This is a genomic window from Blautia sp. HCP3S3_H10_2 (genome assembly GCF_052122375.1).
Lineage (GTDB): Bacteria > Bacillota > Clostridia > Lachnospirales > Lachnospiraceae > Blautia_A.
The window spans coordinates 75,590-93,192 of record NZ_JBQKCL010000012.1 but is presented as its reverse complement, the minus strand read 5'-3'; the positions used below and the strand labels follow the sequence as shown (position 1 = coordinate 93,192).

14 protein-coding genes are annotated in these 17,603 nt (G+C 43.5%); 1 reads left to right on the top strand and 13 read right to left on the bottom strand.

Going from position 1 to position 17,603, the window contains the following annotated elements:
• Positions 1-18 precede the first annotated feature (18 nt).
• From ACTQWB_RS13580 to ACTQWB_RS13525, 12 genes are all read right to left on the bottom strand, one after another.
• Positions 19-1,335 carry a trigger factor gene (locus ACTQWB_RS13580; protein WP_441502102.1) on the bottom strand — a complete coding sequence of 439 codons (1,317 nt, stop codon included), beginning with the start codon at positions 1,333-1,335 and terminating at the stop codon, positions 19-21.
• Positions 1,336-1,506: 171 nt separating this feature from the next.
• On the bottom strand, positions 1,507-2,499 hold the full coding sequence (locus tag ACTQWB_RS13575; RefSeq protein WP_441502101.1) for an ABC transporter permease: 993 nt from the start codon (positions 2,497-2,499) through the stop codon (positions 1,507-1,509).
• Positions 2,500-3,597: an ABC transporter permease gene (locus ACTQWB_RS13570; protein ID WP_441502100.1), complete on the bottom strand. Its 1,098-nt coding sequence runs from the start codon at positions 3,595-3,597 to the stop codon at positions 2,500-2,502.
• On the bottom strand, positions 3,598-5,130 hold the full coding sequence (locus tag ACTQWB_RS13565; protein ID WP_441502099.1) for an ABC transporter ATP-binding protein: 1,533 nt from the start codon (positions 5,128-5,130) through the stop codon (positions 3,598-3,600). It abuts the gene before it with no gap.
• Positions 5,131-5,290: 160 nt separating this feature from the next.
• On the bottom strand, positions 5,291-6,595 hold the full coding sequence (locus ACTQWB_RS13560; RefSeq protein ID WP_441502098.1) for a BMP family ABC transporter substrate-binding protein: 1,305 nt from the start codon (positions 6,593-6,595) through the stop codon (positions 5,291-5,293).
• A 261-nt stretch (positions 6,596-6,856) separates the two neighbouring features.
• Entirely contained in the window at positions 6,857-7,840 is a 984-nt protein-coding gene (locus ACTQWB_RS13555) for an AraC family transcriptional regulator (RefSeq protein ID WP_441502097.1), read from the bottom strand.
• A gap of 147 nt (positions 7,841-7,987) precedes the next feature.
• Positions 7,988-10,015 (bottom strand): beta-galactosidase, encoded by a 2,028-nt coding sequence (locus ACTQWB_RS13550; RefSeq protein ID WP_441502096.1) that lies wholly within the window; start codon positions 10,013-10,015, stop codon positions 7,988-7,990.
• 34 nt (positions 10,016-10,049) lie between these two features.
• Positions 10,050-10,820, bottom strand: coding sequence for a TraX family protein (locus ACTQWB_RS13545; protein ID WP_441502095.1), 771 nt, complete (start codon positions 10,818-10,820; stop codon positions 10,050-10,052).
• A 6-nt stretch (positions 10,821-10,826) separates the two neighbouring features.
• On the bottom strand, positions 10,827-11,681 hold the full coding sequence (locus tag ACTQWB_RS13540; RefSeq protein ID WP_294664995.1) for a sugar ABC transporter permease: 855 nt from the start codon (positions 11,679-11,681) through the stop codon (positions 10,827-10,829).
• On the bottom strand, positions 11,681-13,138 hold the full coding sequence (locus ACTQWB_RS13535) for a carbohydrate ABC transporter permease (RefSeq protein WP_441502094.1): 1,458 nt from the start codon (positions 13,136-13,138) through the stop codon (positions 11,681-11,683). The genes ACTQWB_RS13540 and ACTQWB_RS13535 overlap by 1 nt, the downstream gene beginning before the upstream one ends.
• Before the next feature lie 127 nt (positions 13,139-13,265).
• Positions 13,266-14,531, bottom strand: a complete 1,266-nt coding sequence (locus ACTQWB_RS13530) for an extracellular solute-binding protein (protein WP_441502093.1) — start codon at positions 14,529-14,531, stop codon at positions 13,266-13,268.
• A 272-nt stretch (positions 14,532-14,803) separates the two neighbouring features.
• Positions 14,804-15,808 (bottom strand): LacI family DNA-binding transcriptional regulator, encoded by a 1,005-nt coding sequence (locus ACTQWB_RS13525; protein WP_441502092.1) that lies wholly within the window; start codon positions 15,806-15,808, stop codon positions 14,804-14,806.
• Between the two features lie 220 nt (positions 15,809-16,028).
• On the opposite strand from ACTQWB_RS13525, the gene ACTQWB_RS13520 reads away from it, so the two are divergent.
• Positions 16,029-16,409 (top strand): DUF3783 domain-containing protein, encoded by a 381-nt coding sequence (locus ACTQWB_RS13520; protein WP_441502091.1) that lies wholly within the window; start codon positions 16,029-16,031, stop codon positions 16,407-16,409.
• Between the two features lie 88 nt (positions 16,410-16,497).
• Here the strand turns inward: ACTQWB_RS13520 and ACTQWB_RS13515 are convergent, their stop codons facing one another.
• Entirely contained in the window at positions 16,498-17,520 is a 1,023-nt protein-coding gene (locus ACTQWB_RS13515) for a substrate-binding domain-containing protein (protein WP_441502090.1), read from the bottom strand.
• Between the last annotated feature and the right edge of the window lie 83 nt (positions 17,521-17,603).

Here is a 17,603-nt window from a genome sequence, read left to right as displayed (position 1 = left end):
TATTAAAAAAGAGTAAATTTATTCTTCTCCTGTTCCTTCCTCGCCCTCTTCTACAATTTCCATGTCATCCAGAGTTTCACCATCTTCATAATCTTCCTCTTCAGAGTCCTCTTCTGTATATGGTGTCTCTGTCACGTTTGCTTTTTCCAGAAGGAGGTCTGTTACCTTGCTCTCATAAAGGGCATTCACCAGCGTCTCGCGGGTGTACAGTGTCTCAAAATCCTTTGCACTTTCCCCATAATAATCCGCATACTCGGTTACATAATCCACATATTCCTCTTCTGTCACTTCTATATTATTCGCCTGTGCAAAAGCGCTGATGAAAAGCCGACGGTTTACAAGGTTTTTGGCTTCTTCTTCGATATCTTCCTCTGTGACACCGAACATATCCAGTACCTCGTTCACATCCCCGCCCTCATCAACGAACATAGCGTAACCAGAAAGCGCTTCTTCCTTACAGGAATCAAACAATTCCTCCGGATATTCTCCGGTAAACTCTGTTTTTGCAAGGCATGCACTGATCAGCTCTTCTGCTTCATCATAAGTACTCTGTTCTGTATAGGACTGCTCCAGATATTCTCTTACGGAAGCTTCGTATTCTTCCTTTGTATCGTATCCGGTATAGTCTTTCACATAGTCATCATTATATTCTGGTGTATTGGAAGTAGTTACGTCCGTGACTTCAACAGAGAAATCAACGGTTTTGCCCTGCCAGTCCTCCTGCCAGGTATCATCTCCATAAGTGATGGAAAAATCAAGGGTATCACCTGTGGAAACACCAGTCAGCTTCTGGTCAAATTCCTGGCCAAATTCCTCCTGGCCAAGAGTGATAAATGTTTCATCCGGATCAGAAGCCTCTTCCCCCTCTACTGTAGCAGTAAGATTCATATACACAACGTTTCCTTCAGCAGATGGAGCATTTGTAGACTCTTCCTCACTGGCATCTGCCAGCTCTTCCTGGATTTCCTCCTGCACCATATCATCCGTAATCTCGTAAGTGTATTTGGTTACTTCCACTCCGTCATAATCCCCTAAAGTCACATAATCAGAAGCATTCTGAACCAGAAACTCTGATGGTGTGATCGGGTCAAGGCTGGCATCTGCCTCCTCAGCATCCTCGGCGTCAATTACTTCGTTATTCTCTACATCCTGTGAAAATTCCGGATCAATTTCTTCCCCATCATCCGATGCCATAGAATCATCCACCTGTTCTCCACCATCTGTGGCACTTTCAGATGCAGTATTTTCGGATGTCTCCTGTTTGGAAGAATTGTCACCACAGCCTGCAAGTACAGTCATCGCTGCCAGCGCAGCAAGAACATATCTTTTTTTCATATTTTACATTGTCCTTTCTTTTGTTCGCGTGTGTCAGTTAAAACTAATATAACATTTTTGAAATATTTTGTAAACTTTCTTTTCCAAAGACACTGTTTTTTCACAAACAAAAAATCCCCTGCCATACTGCACAAGGCAGCAATAGCAAAGGATTTTTATATAATAACTATTTTATCTCTCTTCACGGAAATAAGACAGTCCCAGGCTTTCCGGAGGCTGATTCTCTTTTTTCTTACGGAAGCTTACCACAACCAGTACTACGATAGTAACCACATAAGGAACCATCTGGATCAGGTCTGTGACATAACTTGCAACCTTGATTCCAAGAATGCTTGGAAGGAACTGGTACAGCCAATAAAGCATACCAAAAAGATAAGCTCCCCAGATTGCATTCAAAGGCTTCCAGGTGGTGAAAATTACAAGGGCAACAGCCAGCCATCCAAGTGCTTCGATCTGCTCTGTGGTAGCCCAGATTCCCTGGTTGTAATCCAGTACATAATACAGGCCGCCGATTCCGGAAAGACCTGCGCCGATACAGGTTGCCAGATATTTGTATCTGGTTACATTAATTCCGGCAGCATCTGCAGTTCCAGGATTTTCTCCAACAGCACGCAGGTTTAATCCCACTCTTGTCTTATTCAGTACATAATGCAGCACAATGGCAATGATGATTGCTGCATATACCAGGAATCCGTAGGAGAAAACAGTCTTACTTAAAATTCCAAGCTTACTTGATAAAAACGGGATCTTCTTTGAAAAAGAAGCATATGCCAGAGGTGCAGCTGTATAGCTGGCACCATTCAGGATAAATACACCAAAGAAATTGGCAACACCCATACCAAAGGTGGTAAGTGCAAGACCGGTTACATTCTGGTTCGCACGAAGCGTGATGGTCAAGAAGCTGAAGATCAGTCCTCCTAACATGGACGCTGCAATGGCAGCCACAAGCGCCAGTATCACGCATATCCAACCCTTAGGATCTGCGGAATTTTTCTCATAGAAATAGGAACTTGCAAATCCGGCAAAACCGCCAAGATACATAATTCCAGGAACACCTAAGTTCAGGTTGCCTGACTTCTCCGTTGTAATTTCACCCATGGAACCAAACATGATAATCGTTCCAAATGGAATTGCTCTGATGATCCACGCAATCAGATTACTCATTTAGTGCACCTCCTTTTTGGAACCACGGAAAATCATCTTATAATTGATGAAAAATTCACTTCCAAGGATAAAGAACAGAATCACACCTTCAATAATACTTGCCGCATAATCGTTCAGGCTGTATGCAGAAGCGATCTCTGCTGCGCCCTTTGAAAGGAAAATCAGCAGGAAGGAAATCAGTGCCATATAAAAGGTATTAAATTTGGCAAGCCATGCAACAATAATAGCAGTAAATCCGTTTCCACCAGCTGAAGTAGTGGAAATGGTCTGGTCTCTTCCGGCTACGATCAAAAAGCCAACCAGACCGCAGATTGCACCGGAAATGATCATGGTACGGATGGTTACCCATTTTACATTGATTCCGGCATATCTTGCTGTATTCTCAGATTCTCCCACTACTGTGATCTCATAACCCTGTTTGGAATATTTCAGATAAAAGAACATTACAAACATCAGGATCACAACAATGAGAATGTTGATATTATATCTCTGGCCGAGGAACTGTGGAAACCATCCAACCTGTGTAGACATGTTCAGCTTACCAAGACTGGAAGCTTTTCCACGTAAAATGTTCGTCATACAGGCAACAATGCTGGTTGCCACATAGTTCATCATAAGAGTAAACAATGTCTCGTTTGTATTCCAGTATGCTTTAAATACTGCCGGGATAAATCCCCAAAGACCTCCGGCAATAACGCTGGTAAGGAACATTACCAGGAAAAGCACCGGGGTAGGAAGGCTGGCGCCGCATTTTACCATGACCAGTGCCGTAGCAAGACCTCCCATCAGTACCTGTCCCTCTGCACCAATGTTCCAGAAACGCATTTTAAACGCAGGGGCAAGGGCAATACCGATACAGAGCAGAGTTACCAGATCACGCATGGCCCAGGAAAAACGGATACTTGTCATAAAAGTACCGTTAAACATAACTCCATATACAGCTAATGGATTCAGTCCGGTTACGCTGTAAATGAAAACCGCATCCACGATAAGTGCCAGAATAATGGCAGCTGCGCGAACCCATACCTTATAGCCGAAGCTTGCCCGGTCACGCTTAATGATTCGGATCAAGGGTTCTTTTGTTTTTATGTCACTCATTTATTTCCCCTCCTTCCGAAGATTCGTCATAAGAAGTCCCACTTCTTCTTTGGTGGTAGTTCTGGCATCCAGTACTCCGTTCTCCTTGCCGCCGCAAAGCACCAGAATACGGTCGCACAGATCGATAAGCACATCCAGGTCCTCACCTACATATACAACTGCAACTCCCTGTTTTTTCTCTTCATCAAGAAGATTGTAAATTGTATAGGAAGTATTAATATCAAGTCCACGTACTGCATAAGCCGTCATCAGAACCGTAGGCGCTTCTGCGATCTCACGTCCTACCAGAACCTTCTGTACATTTCCGCCGGAAAGACGGGATACCGGTGTATTCAGGCTTGGTGTCACAACCTCGAGTTCTTCTTTTACCTTCTCTGCCATCTTTCTTGGGGTACGCATATCCGTGATCGGGGAAGCCCCCTTTCCATAGCTCTTCAGAAGCATATTTCCAGTCATACCCATGGAACCCACAAGTCCCATTCCAAGACGGTCCTCAGGAACAAACGCAAGATGGACTCCTGCATCACGGATCTTCTTAGGTGTCTTGCCAACCAGCTGAAGAGGCTGGTCTTCTTTTCCCTTTTCGTAAAATTCGATGCTGCTGCCCTCTGCTGTAAGCTGAAGTCCCGCAATGGCCTCCAGAAGCTCTTTTTGTCCATTTCCGGAGATTCCGGCAATTCCAAGGATCTCACCGCCATACACATCAAAGCTGATGTCGTCCAGAACCTTTACTTCCTCGCGGTTGTAAACAGTCAGATGGGAAATGGAAAGACGTTTCACCGGATTTACCGGAGTTGAACGTGCAATATTCAGCTCTACCTTCTTGCCTACCATCATCTCGGTAAGGGAATTTTCAGTGGCATCGCAGGTGTCTACAGTGTCTACATATTCCCCTTTCCGAAGGATCGCAACACGGTCTGAAATCTCCAGAACCTCGTGGAGCTTATGAGTAATGATGATCACGGATTTGTTATCTGCCTTCATATTACGGATAACTTCAAAAAGGCGGGCCGTCTCCTGTGGTGTCAGTACTGCGGTAGGCTCATCCAGGATCAGGATATTGGCGCCTCTGTAAAGAACCTTTACAATTTCCAGAGTCTGCTTCTGGGACACGCTCATCTCATATACCTTCTGGTTCAGATCCAGGTCAAAATGATATTTGTCACAGATGGCCTGTGCTTTCTTCCGTACCTCTTTCAGGTCAAATTTCTGCTTCTTGTCAAGACCAAGGGCAATGTTCTCAGTAGCGCTGAATACATCGATCAGCTTAAAGTGCTGATGGATCATACCGATTCCCAGGTCATAGGCATCTTTCGGAGAGCGGATCTCGACCTTTTTCCCATCTACCATGATCTCTCCTGAATCCGGAAAATAGATACCAGAGATCATGTTCATAAGAGTGGTCTTACCACTTCCGTTTTCTCCCAGAAGGGAGAGAATTTCACCTTTTTTCACATTAAGGTTTACATTTTTGTTGGCAACAACTTTTCCAAATGTTTTGGTTACGTTTTTCAGCTGAATCGCATATTCCAAAGTGTTGTGCCTCCCTTCCCGTTTTATTCGTGGATATTTCTTTCTTATTATAGCTATAATCATAGGAAAAGGGAAGCTTTTTTACAGCTCCCCTTTTGGATTTCATGTAATTCTGTATTACGGTTTCTCATCTGACCGATAACACATTTACAGTCTAAACTTATTCAACAGCGTCAGCATCCTCTGTGATTCCATCAATACGAAGTGTGAAATATGGAGCACTTCTGAATGTGGACTCTGCGAAATGTCCATCCTCGATTGCCTCAACAGTCTCACCCTGATATACAACAGTTGCAGGGTCTGTTGTGTAATCCATGAAGGAAAGGTCAACTGGTGCTGAAGTAACTTCCTCACCACCTACAGTAAATGTAGAGGTATCAAATACCTGAAGAGAACCATCTTTTAATTTGCTCTCAACGTCAGCAACGTAGTCTGCTGTTCCTTCTGCACAGGACTCACCAAGCTCTGTGATACCTACCGCATCATCGTTATATCCTGCGGACCAGTCCTGCTCAAGATCACCGCCGCCCATTACAGTAGCGATGGCATGTTTGTAATATACAGCCCAGTTATTAGTTGCGGAGGTAAGTGCTGCTGTAGGAGCAGTCTCAAGCATATCAATGTTATAACCTACAGAGTAGCAGATCTTGCCATCATCGTGAAGTTTCTGTGTAGCTGCAGGAGCACCTGTGGAGTCTGCATGCTGTCCGATGATCACACAGCCGTTAGCGATCAGAGCCTCAGCTGCTGCACCCTCTTTGTCAATATCAAACCAGGAGTTTGTGTACTTAACTTCCATTACTGTGTTCGGAACCACGCTCTTAACACCAAGGTAGAATGCGGTATAACCGGAAACAACCTCTGCGTAGCTGAATGCTCCAACATAACCAATCTTAACATTGCCGTCTGCATCAAAGCTGTCTGGCTGTGTATCTGCTGTAAGAGTACCATCATCCATGATCTCTTTCAGCTTCAGACCAGCTACAACACCGGATACATAACGGGATTCATAAATGTTTGTGAATGCATTCTTGAAATTCTCGCATCCGCTGATTGCTGCGAAATCGCCTGTCATGGAAACAAATGTGACGTCCGGGTATTCCTGTGCAACCTGTACCAGATATGTCTGATGACCATAGCTGTTACCGATTACCAGAGAACATCCCTGACCTACAAGGTCGATTGCTGCATCATAGCAGCTGGAATCTTCCGGAACTTTGTATTTCCAGATGATCTGGCTGTCGTCAAGACCCAGCTCGGAAGCTGCTTCTTTCACACCGGCAATATGAGCTGCAGAATATCCTTCTGTCTCATCGCCTACAAGAATAACACCCATCTTGAAATTTGGATCAACTTCTACGCTGTCCCCGTCAGCGGCATAAACAACAGAAGCAAAGGCAGTCATTGCGAGTACCATCACTGCTGCAAGAAGAAGGCTGACAACTTTTTTACACATTTTTTTCATTTTACTTCCTCCTTGATATTGGTATTTTGCCTGAGACCTCCTGCACTTTCCGGCAACATATGACTTCCGGTGTATAGATACCGGCTGGCATACATTACATATGTAGGAAAATCTTAAACGTTAGGCTCATTGTATTTTTTTTCTAATTGAATGTCAACCTTTTACCTATAATTCAAAAAATCTTTTTGAACAAATTATAAACTTTTTGAAAATTTATTCACAATCTTCCAGACAAATGGATAATTTTGATAATAAAAATTCTTACAGCCTTACGTGATCATTTTTCTTATTTGCTATACGGAATGCACGCGGAGTTATATTGTACCGTTCCTTGAATACCCTGTGAAAATAACTGTTGTTCTCATATCCTACTGCTGCAATAATATCGCTGATTGGCAGGTCTGTATCACACATCAGTTCTACCGCTTTACTGAGACGTTTCCGCTGAAGCAGCTCTTTAAAATTAAAGCCAGTAGTCTTCTTGATCATTTTGCTGAGCACATGCATGGGAAGATGAAGCATGTCACACAGCTCTGTAAGAGTAGCTGTCTTGTATTTCTGCTCAATGTAATCCAGAGTGGTCATGGAAATCATATTCTCATACTGATTAGGCAGGCGCATTTCCACATACTGGACAGAATCCAGCAGATAGAGAAAGATCAGTCCCATGGTAGTCTGGTTGATCCGGTTCTGGTTGCCACGCCCTGTTACCAGCGAGTAGATCATATTTTCCAGAAGATTCTGGATCTGAAGCACCTCGGATACCTTAAAATACAGATATTCCCCCTGTTGATTATCGCGCCGCAGCACATTTACCAGAAAATCCGCCAGCACATTATTATTTCCTGCCATGGAATAGGCTACATCAAAAAACTCCGGAAGGACCATAAAATTAATGGCAATATCATTTTTGCCTGCTGCCAGGATCTCATGATGGGTAAACTGATTCAGAAAAAGCAGTTCTCCTTTCCTTACCACTACCTGCTTGCCATCTATAATATTGGTAAGGGATCCTTCACAGACATACAACACCTCTACATAATTGTGCCGGTGAAGTGGGAAATGGACGAAACGTGTATGTGTACGAACTGCGATCAGTTTTCCCTCTTCCAGCATCTTCCTGCTGTCAACAGTAAAATCACTTCCTGACGTGTAAAGATCTTTATCAACCTCTGCCTCCCCATTTAAAATCCGCTTCTCTTCCTCTGTAATTTCACGAAGCTGTTCCAAAAGCTCTTTTTGCACAAAGCACCTCCTGAAATTTCGTCTTATCTAAAATGTATCATACACCATTTTCTCCTGGTTTTGTATTATGTTTTTGAACTTTTGCCTCTGATATCAATTATATGAAAAGAAGGATGCTGCAAAATCACATGCAGCACCCTTCCAATTTTATTTTTTCTTTTTGATCACTGCCAGTCCGTAGACCTTAAGCGTTTCTTTTGGATCACCAAAGATCCAGGTGATATCTCCTTCTGGCGCAGGAATTTTCACTGCTTCTGTTCCAAAGTTCTGATAAATATAATACTTGTCAGTTTCACTTTCTCTTACCGTGATTTCCAGATCATCCGGGATCTGTTCTGTGATTTCAAAAACGATATCACTTTCTTTTACGATTCTTCCAAGGAAATCTGCGTAAAAATCTTTCTCAGCGGTGGCAGCCACATACCATGCCTTTCCTTTTCCATATTCATGGTAAGTAACACATGGATAACCCTGGTAAAAGTCACTTCCATAACTCATTACCGGGATTGCTCCCTGAAGCCTGGCCAGTTCACACAGGTATTTGCAGGTATATGTCTGATCCAGGCCAAGTCTGTTTCCTTCCACCGGAACCATCTGGTTCTCCTCCCAGTCATAAAGGCCATCAATTTCCGTGCTTCTGATTCCCAGAACCTCCATAAGCCCGTGAGGTGTCCCGCCGAGATAACAGCGGTCCGTATCATCTGCGATTCCAGACCAGCAGCTGGTTATCAAAATACCACCCTCTTTTACAAACTGGCTTACTTTTTCGGCAAATCCTTCTTTAAACATATAAACCATAGGCAGTGCCAGGATTTTATAGGCCTCCAGGCTGCAGGTCATGTCAATCAGATCCACATTCAGCCCCTGTCTGCGGAAGCCTCGGTAGTAATTTAACATGGTCTCAAGATAATGAAGCCCTTTGTTTCTGGGCCCCTGACTGTCTTCCATTGCCCACTGGCTGTCCCAGTCATAAATCATTGCCACCTGGCTTTTTACGATTGTGCCTGTAAGCTCTTTCAGTTGTTTCAGGCTTTTTCCCACCTCTGACACTTCTTTAAATACTCTGGTGTTATTACCACCATAATGGTCGATCACTGCCCCGTGGAATTTCTCTGAAGCGCCACGGCTCTGGCGGATCTGGAAATAAAGTGCCCCGTCACAGCCATGGGCGATTGCCTGCATGGACTGGGCAAACAACATTCCCGGCTTTTTCAGTTTGCTTACCCCCTGCCAGTTGGTAGAAGTCGGACAGGACTCCATCTGTAAAAATGGTTTTCCTCTTTTCAGGGAACGGGTCAGATCATGACACATACCATTGTCATAAGCGGTATCGATCAACGCCTCTTTGTGCCAGGTAGGATACGTATCCCAGGAAACTACATCAATTTCTTTTGCAAGCTTAAAGTAATCCAGACCACCAAAATAGTGCATCAGATTGGCAGTTGTGGGAAGCTGGCTTCCTCCCTCTCTCACTGCCGTAATCTCATGGCGAAGAAAATCTGCAGTCTGATGTGTGACAAATCTTTTCCAGTCCAGGTTCAGGGCATGCAGCTGTGTCTCCCCACGCGTAGACGGGCTTTCAATCTGTTCAAAGCTCTGGTAGGTGTGACTCCAGAAAGTTGTGCACCAGCGATCGTTAAGATTTTCAATAGTTCCATACTTTTCCTTCAGCCATTTCCGGAATGCCTCCTGACACAGCGGACAATGACATTCTCCACCATATTCATTGGAAATATGCCACAGGATCACACCGGGATGGACTGCTACCTCCTGTGCCAGCTTTTTGTTAATGATATGAACCTTTTCACGATAAACAGGGGATGTATAACAATGGTTATGACGAAATCCAAATAGATTTCTGTGCCGTGTCTCATCCACCCTCAAAACTTCCGGATATTTCTGTGCCATCCAGATCGGTCTGGCTCCCGACGGAGTCGCCAGAATTGTAGAAATTCCATTTTTATACAGCCTGTCAATGATCTCCTTAAGCCATTCAAAATGAAACACACCTTCCTCTGGTTCCAGCGTAGACCAGGAAAAAATTCCCAGACTGACCACATTACAGCCAGATTCTTTCAGCATTTCCACATCTTTCTCCAGAATATCCGGTCTTTTCAACCATTGTTCCGGATTATAATCACCGCCATGAAGCAGCTTATCTGTCTTAAATTCCATATTGTTTCTCCTCATATTCCTCTTCAAACCAGCTCTAGAAATTCAGTACCTGCACCACGATAAACAGCACCAGCAGACTGACCGGATAAACAGCATAATATACATATTTATTAATACGGTCTTTTCTTTCCCCGTTGTAACACCATAATTCATAAAAAGCCAATGGTCCCGTCACATACATCAGACTGACCAGGCCTCCCAGAATCGTTTTCATCACATTTCTGGTATAAAGCAGGTAAAATATCGCGGTCAGAAGTACCATGCACAAACCATATTCTGACCGTAAGATATTGGTCCACAACACTGCTGCCAGAATTTCCAGAAGCTTCACAAGCCCTCCAGCGGCACCCTTTATATTCTCTGTCAGTTCCAGACATTTCAGCAATATCAGACAGATACTCATGGTAAACAATCCGTTTTGTGCGGAAAAATCCAAAACTTTACCACTCATGGCCAGATCATAGGGAATCTCACTAAAAAAAGCAGTGAACAGCATTGTGATAAGATATTTTTTGTAATCAGAAGTATTCCGGATTCCTTCAACCAGCAGAAAAGCAAATATGGGAAGTGCCATTCCACCCACCAGCTGGAATACCGAACCAAGTCCTGCAAGAGTCATAAGACGGGAATCCTGGGCCATTGCCTGGTTCAGACTCTCCTGGGTATAGGTATCCAGATGAATCATTCCTTTTTCAATTACAACAATCCCTATTGTCCGGATCAGCATGCAGACACAGGCAAACATTTTCAGGCCATCTGCCGTAATGTCCGGAGTTTTCCAGACAACGCCCCTTTTTCCCATCATAAAGCATCAACCTTTTACAGCACCACCTGTAATTCCTTCCACATAAAATTTCTGCATGATCATAAACAAAATTGATATCGGAACAGATACCAGCACACCACCAGCACAGAACTGGGTGAAATAATTGTTGATCAGACTCTTATCCAGCATCTTGTAAAGTCCGATGGCAACTGTGTATTTCGAAGAAATACCTGCATTCAGGATCATCTTCGCATATACGAAGTCCATCCATGGAACCAGAAAGCTGCTGATTACCGTATATACAACGATTGGACGGCTCATTGGAAGTACCATCTGGAAAAAGATTCTCGCCTCACTGCAGCCATCAATACGGGCAGCCTCGCAAAGTGCTCTTGGCACTGTATCAAAGAATCCTTTTGCGATCAGATAGCCAAGTCCTGATGAAGCAGAATAAACCATAATAAGACCAGCATAGCTGTTTGTCAGGTTAAAAGATTTCAAAGTGAAATATACTGCGATCATAGAAAGCATACCTGGAAACAGATTCAGGATAACTGCCATGTTCATAAGTGGTTTTCTCATCTTAAACCGCATAACAGAAGTGGCATATGCTACCATAAGTACGAACATAGTAGATATAGCACAGGTAAAGCATGCGATGATAAAGGTATTCAGAAACCACTGTGGGAACTGTGCCACGGAATCCGGATGGAACAGCTTCTGGTACGCTGTAAGGCTCCATTTCGCTGGAAAGAACGTACTTGTGTTCATTCCCGGATAGGAACTGAAGGAAGTACATAAAAGCCAGATAATCGGTATCAGCCAGATAAATGCCAGTACTGCGATCAAAAGATTATGCAGTACGATTGAAGAAGTTCTGCTGTCTTTCATCTTTTTCATTATTGATATGTTCCCTCCTTATCGCCTTTGATCATTCTGTTAAATGCAAACAGGGTAAATGCTGCACAGATAATAAATACAATGATACCAATGGCAGATGCCATTTTGTAGTTGTAATAATCCTGTGTCAGACGGAACAGCCACGTTACAAGAAGGTCAACTTCCTTTGCCTGGGAATTGGCCATTGCCTGATTTGTCGTGGTATATACATCCTGTGTCAGAAGATAGATTACATTAAAGTTGTTGATATTTTTTACAAAATCTGTTACAAGTGCCGGACCTGTTACGAAAAGCAGATAAGGCATTGTAATCTTACGGAAGATCTGGAAATTGGTAGCTCCATCCACTCTTGCACTTTCCAGCTGATCCGAAGGAAGATTCATCAGGACTCCGGTAGCGATCAGCATCTGATAAGGAACACCGATCCAGATATTGATAAGAATGATCATCACATGTGCCCAGCCCGGCGCAGAAAGGAACGGAATGTAGCTTGTGGATACAAGGCCGATGCTCCGTAAGAATCCTGTAAGACCGATATTGCTGCAGATCGTATTTACGATACCTCCATTTGAGAAGAAGTTTCTTACCAGCAGAAGGGATACGAACTGGGGAACTGCAATAGTTACAATAAATAAAGTTCTCCACATTTTCGGCAGTCTTGTTTTCTTATTGTTCAAAAGCAGGGAAAGCAGAATACCGCCAATATATGTAGTAAAGGTTGCAAAAAATGCCCATACAAGAGTCCAGCCAAGAACTCTTACAAACGCATATCCAAAGGTAGACGTAAGTCCGCCGCCTCCAAACAGGCTTACAAAGTTATTAAATCCTACCCAGGAAAATAATTCCGTAGGCGGCATATGCTGCTGGTCATAATTGGTAAATGCTACAAAGATCAGCAGAAGAATCGGAATCAGTGTAAAAACTACAACGCCAAGAACAGGAAGTGTAAGTAATGTAATATGAAATTTCTCTTCTGTAAGGGATCTCAGATCTTCCTTAAAGGTATTGATATGCTTCCCGGCCTCTTCCAATTTCTGAAGCTCATATACATTTACCACATTTTTGATCCATACTATCACTGCTGCAAACCATACGACGAAGCTGAACAGGGAAAACAAAAGAATGGTAAAGGAATTATCATAATCATTAAATTCACTTTTCATGGTCTTCATATTGAAGACTTTTTCCATTTTTATGGTTCCAAGGCTTCCGAATTTTGGTACATACTGCATGGCAAATTTAACGGTAAACAGAATAACTGCAATCTCAAGCAACGTCATGAGAACTGCTTTCACATACTGTTTCCGCTTCACATAGCCTGCACCCATCCAGACCAGTGACAGCTTGACAAAGGCATCGCCCTTTGCCACAGCAGTTCCAAAATCAGCAAAAAAAGCACCAATTGCTTTAAAAAATCCACCAATTACTGCTGCAGTCGTCTTTTCCTGTGCTGCCATATCTCTCCTCCTCATTTACGGCAATACCACCAAACGGTGGTAAATCCATTTAGTTTTGAAACGGCTCACATGCAGTATGCATATGAGCCGTCCGGTTTATTTCCTTTTAATCAGCTTTTATTCTGATTTATTCTAATGGTGCAGATACTCCATCAACCAGGTTGTCCAGTGCTTCCTGGATAGCTGCATCATCATCAACAGATAAGGTTCCCTGTGCGATCAGTTCGCCAAATGTCTGGGCTGGATCCCAGTATTTTCCGCCGACCTTCTGTGCCTGTGCAAATTCAGCCTGCTGTGCAAGTGCTCCAAGAGCTACATTCTCTTTTACAGAATCGGAAGCAGCTACGTTCTTATTGGAAGGACCGCTTTCTCTCTGATCAAAGAATGCCTGCTGGGATTCTTCATTTGTAAGATACTCAGCCAGAAGAACTGCCCATCCGGAGTTCTCAGAATATCCGTTTACACCGATAAATTTATAACCAGCTACAGAGCCCTGCTGAACCTGTGCATCACCAACAGTAAAGGTTGGAAGCTTGGTTGCTGCATATCCATCGCCGTAAACTTCCTGTGCGGTAGCGCCATCCCATGTACCAGATACGCATGCTACCAGATTTCCGGAAGCCAGCTGGTTGGAAATATCACCATCTGCGATTGCCATAAATGCCGGATTTCCAGTGATCTCAAGCATTCCCTTTACAACATCAACGCCTGTATAGCCGTCTGCGCTTGTTCCATTCCAATCTATGGAAGTAGTTCCGTCATCATTCAGTCCTGTAGTAAATCCTGCCCCGTAGAAGAAGGAAGCATTGTACCATCCGGATGCAAGAGTCATGCCGACTTTCTTGCCAGCCTTGTCAGCTGCTGCAAGAAGGCTGTCCCAGCTTGCTACGTCTTCCTCAGTAAGTACGGATGAATCATAGTAAAGGAAATATCCGTTATCAGCTGCTCTTGGGAATGCATAAAGGCTTCCGTCTAAGGACGCTGCCTCAACAGAACCATCCACATTTGCTGCTTTTACATCGTCCAGTGTCTTGCCTGCAAGCTGAAGAGCATCTGCATAATCATCAAGCTTCAGAAGTGCGCCAGCTTTAACAAGGTCTGCAAGCTGATCATCTGCAAATGAGAATACATCAGCTGCTGCTTCAACGTCTGTAAGAACGGTATCCTTCGCAGTGGATTCGGATTCAACACCAATCTGGATGTCAAATGTCTGATCCGGATAAGCTTCCTGGAATTTGTCTGTCAGCTCTTTTAATAAGTTCTGATCCTCTTCTGCACCCCATACAGTTAACTTAATTGTTTCGTCTGCTTCAGCATTTACGCATACTGTGCAGGATGCTGCCATAGCTACTGCTAATGCCGGTGCGATTACTTTCTTCACTACTTTTTTCATGATCTCTTCCTCCTGATCCTTTTTTACATGAGACTGCGCTTTCATTGGTCATTGCGCAACCGTTTGTTCATATGCTTAGTATAAGATACAGTGCCATTATTGTCAATTAGCTAATATTGTCTAATTTTCGTTCTTTTTTTATGGCATATTGCACAATTGTATTTTTGTTGATATTGCTTCTGCGCAATCGTTTGTTCTTTATTGTCAAGAGTGTGTCCACAAAAGGCTTTCTGTAAACAGAATCTCCTTTTGCATAAGAAAATCCACACCTCTCACTGCGTGGATTCTCTTAAGATCACCTGATAATTAAGGGGAACCAGATCTTCTTCCGGCTTCTCCCCAAGAAGCTTCAACAGCTTCACACAAGCCATTTTTCCAAGCCGTACGGTATCAAACCGCACGCTGGTAACAGGTGGATTATTAAATTCCAGATTAATGCTGTCGTAAAGACTGGCAACACGAATCTCCGTCGGAATGGTGATTTTCTTTTCCCGGAGGCTTCCAAGGCACATATTGCAGATCACATCATCCATGCAGATAAAACCCTCTGCTCCATATGACAATGCTTTCGTTACAGCCTCCGTTACCTTCAGCTGATTATCCGCATTCATAAATACCAGTTCATCCATAAAAGGTACCCCAAACTTTTTGTGGGCCTGTATAAAGCCCTGATATCTGCTTTTGGTAACACTATAAGCCTCATTTCCACCAAGAAGTGCCAGCTTTTTCATTCCCTTCATAAGAAGAACTCCTGTGATCTCTATGCTGGCTTCCTGATTCTGATTATCCACAGATGGAATTTCCCCATCTTTGCAGGGACCAATCACAACAAATGGTACATTACAGCTTTTCAGATATTTCTGTACCTTCGAATTTTCCCTGGTACGGCTCAGGATAATACCGTCTACTTTTTTGTTATATTCCAGACGTCTGACCTGTGACAAATCATGATCATCAACCATGGAAATAAGGATATCATAATCACATCTGGAAGCTACTTCACAGATTCCATTCATGCAATCCTTAAAAAACGGAAATTCCGTAGCAATATAGTCCTTTGGCAAAAGCAGCGCCAGATTATATGTTTTCCGCTTAGCAAGCCCCTTGGCCATTACGTTTGGCCGGTAATCATGCTCCTGGATAAAAGCAAGAACCCTCTCCCTGGTGGCCTGTCCGATCCTTCCCTTCCCGGAAATGGCTCTGGAAACCGTAGTTTTACTGACTCCTAATTCTCTGGCAATGTCGTCAATGGTATATATTTTCTTTTCCTCTTCCATAAAAATCCCCCATTTACGCAACCGTTTGTCCACTTTATTTCTATTAGGATAACAAATTCGTTCTATGATTGCAAGTACCTGATTTTTCTGTTATTCTTTTATTGTATGATGCCAGGATCAAAAAGCTGTTCGTGCTTGCATGATAAAGCATTTGACCTTGGAACCTGCCAAACATAAGGAAGTAGCGATTTACGCTGTAAAGTAAGAAAGGATCCTTTTTATGTCAAAAACACAGATTTTATTATACAACTTTAATGAAGAAGACCGTCTTCGTCCTATCCGGAGATATTTAAGCAGGCACCACATTCAGATCCGCATAGTCCAGTCCTCTGAATACCTGGAAAGCCTTGGGTTTCTATTTGAGCTTCCTGGCTTTTCCAAAAATCCGGTATTTAATCTTGGACAGAATTTCCAAGAAGAAATGATGGTATTAAAGGATTTTACCAACGAACAGCTGGATGAATTTCTGGCGTTCTTCAGGGAAAATCATCTTTCTCCTGTAAATCTGAAAGCAATGCTTACACCAGTGACGATACACTGGAACTCTATGAAGCTGCACGAAGAGCTTATGAAGGAACATGCGGTAATGCATTCCCACTAATAATCCCCAAATAAGTCAGCCATCAAAAAAGACCCTGCACACGGCAGGGCCTTTTCTTTACCATTTAATCTTATTTCAGACTGTCTGATTAGTACAGTTTAGCCATCTCTTCGATGTTGTCTGGGTTGAACTCAAGTGGAGCACCAAGAACAACTTCTGTACCGCCATCATCAGCTGTTGTGATTGTGTAGTCACCAAGGTCACCAGCTGTGAAGGTTTCGTCAACAGCACCTGTGATGTCGCCATTGATCAGAGCGATTGTTGTCAGAGCGGAAAGTTTTCCAAGGCCCTGCATATCCCACAGATAGAAGTATGGGCAGGAATGCTCATCATCAGCACCTGTGTACTCAAGCATCTCAGATGGAAGTCCAAGACCTGTCAGTTTGCAAGCAGATCCGTTGTCCTGAAGGTATTTAGCAGCTGCAGCGATACCAACTGTTGTAGGTGCGCAGATAACTTTCAGATCTGGATATTTCTCAAGAAGAGCTGCTGTCTGATCTGTAGATTTCTGTGGCTCGTCATCGCCATATGCAACTTCAACAAGCTCAAGGCTTGAATATTTGTCATCACTTTCCATGATGTTCTTCATAGCATCGATCCATGCGTTCTGGTTTGCAGCCTGGGATGTAGCAGAAAGGATTGCGAACTGTCCTTCGCCACCAGCGATATCAAGAACAGCGTCCAGAAGAGCCTGTCCTACAGCAACTGTACCAGCCTGGTTGATGAAGATCTGACGGCTGTCTGGGTTTGTAGCAGAGTCGAAGCAGGAGATCTTGATTCCTTCGTCCATTGCTTCCTGTAATTTAGCCTGAAGAGCGTTAACGTCGTTTGCGGAGATACAGATTGCATCATAATCCTGGGAAATCAGGTTATCAAGAACCTTGATCTGTGCATCTGCTGTAGCTGCCTCTGGATATACAGTATCAACTGTAGCACCCTCTGCCTCAGCTGTCTCTACGAAAGAAGAAGCTGCGATTTCGAAGAATGCGTTACCTGCTGATTTACCAACCAGTGCGATTTTCTTTCCGTCAGCTGAGCCAGCCATAGCCGGAACTGCGGATCCGAGGATCATTGCTCCACAAAGAACTGCGCTTACGATTTTTTTGTTCATGTTTTTTTCCTCCCATGGAATAATATAGTTTTTATTTGCAACCGCCCCGCCTTCTACGGGGCAGTTTACAAGCTTATAAAATA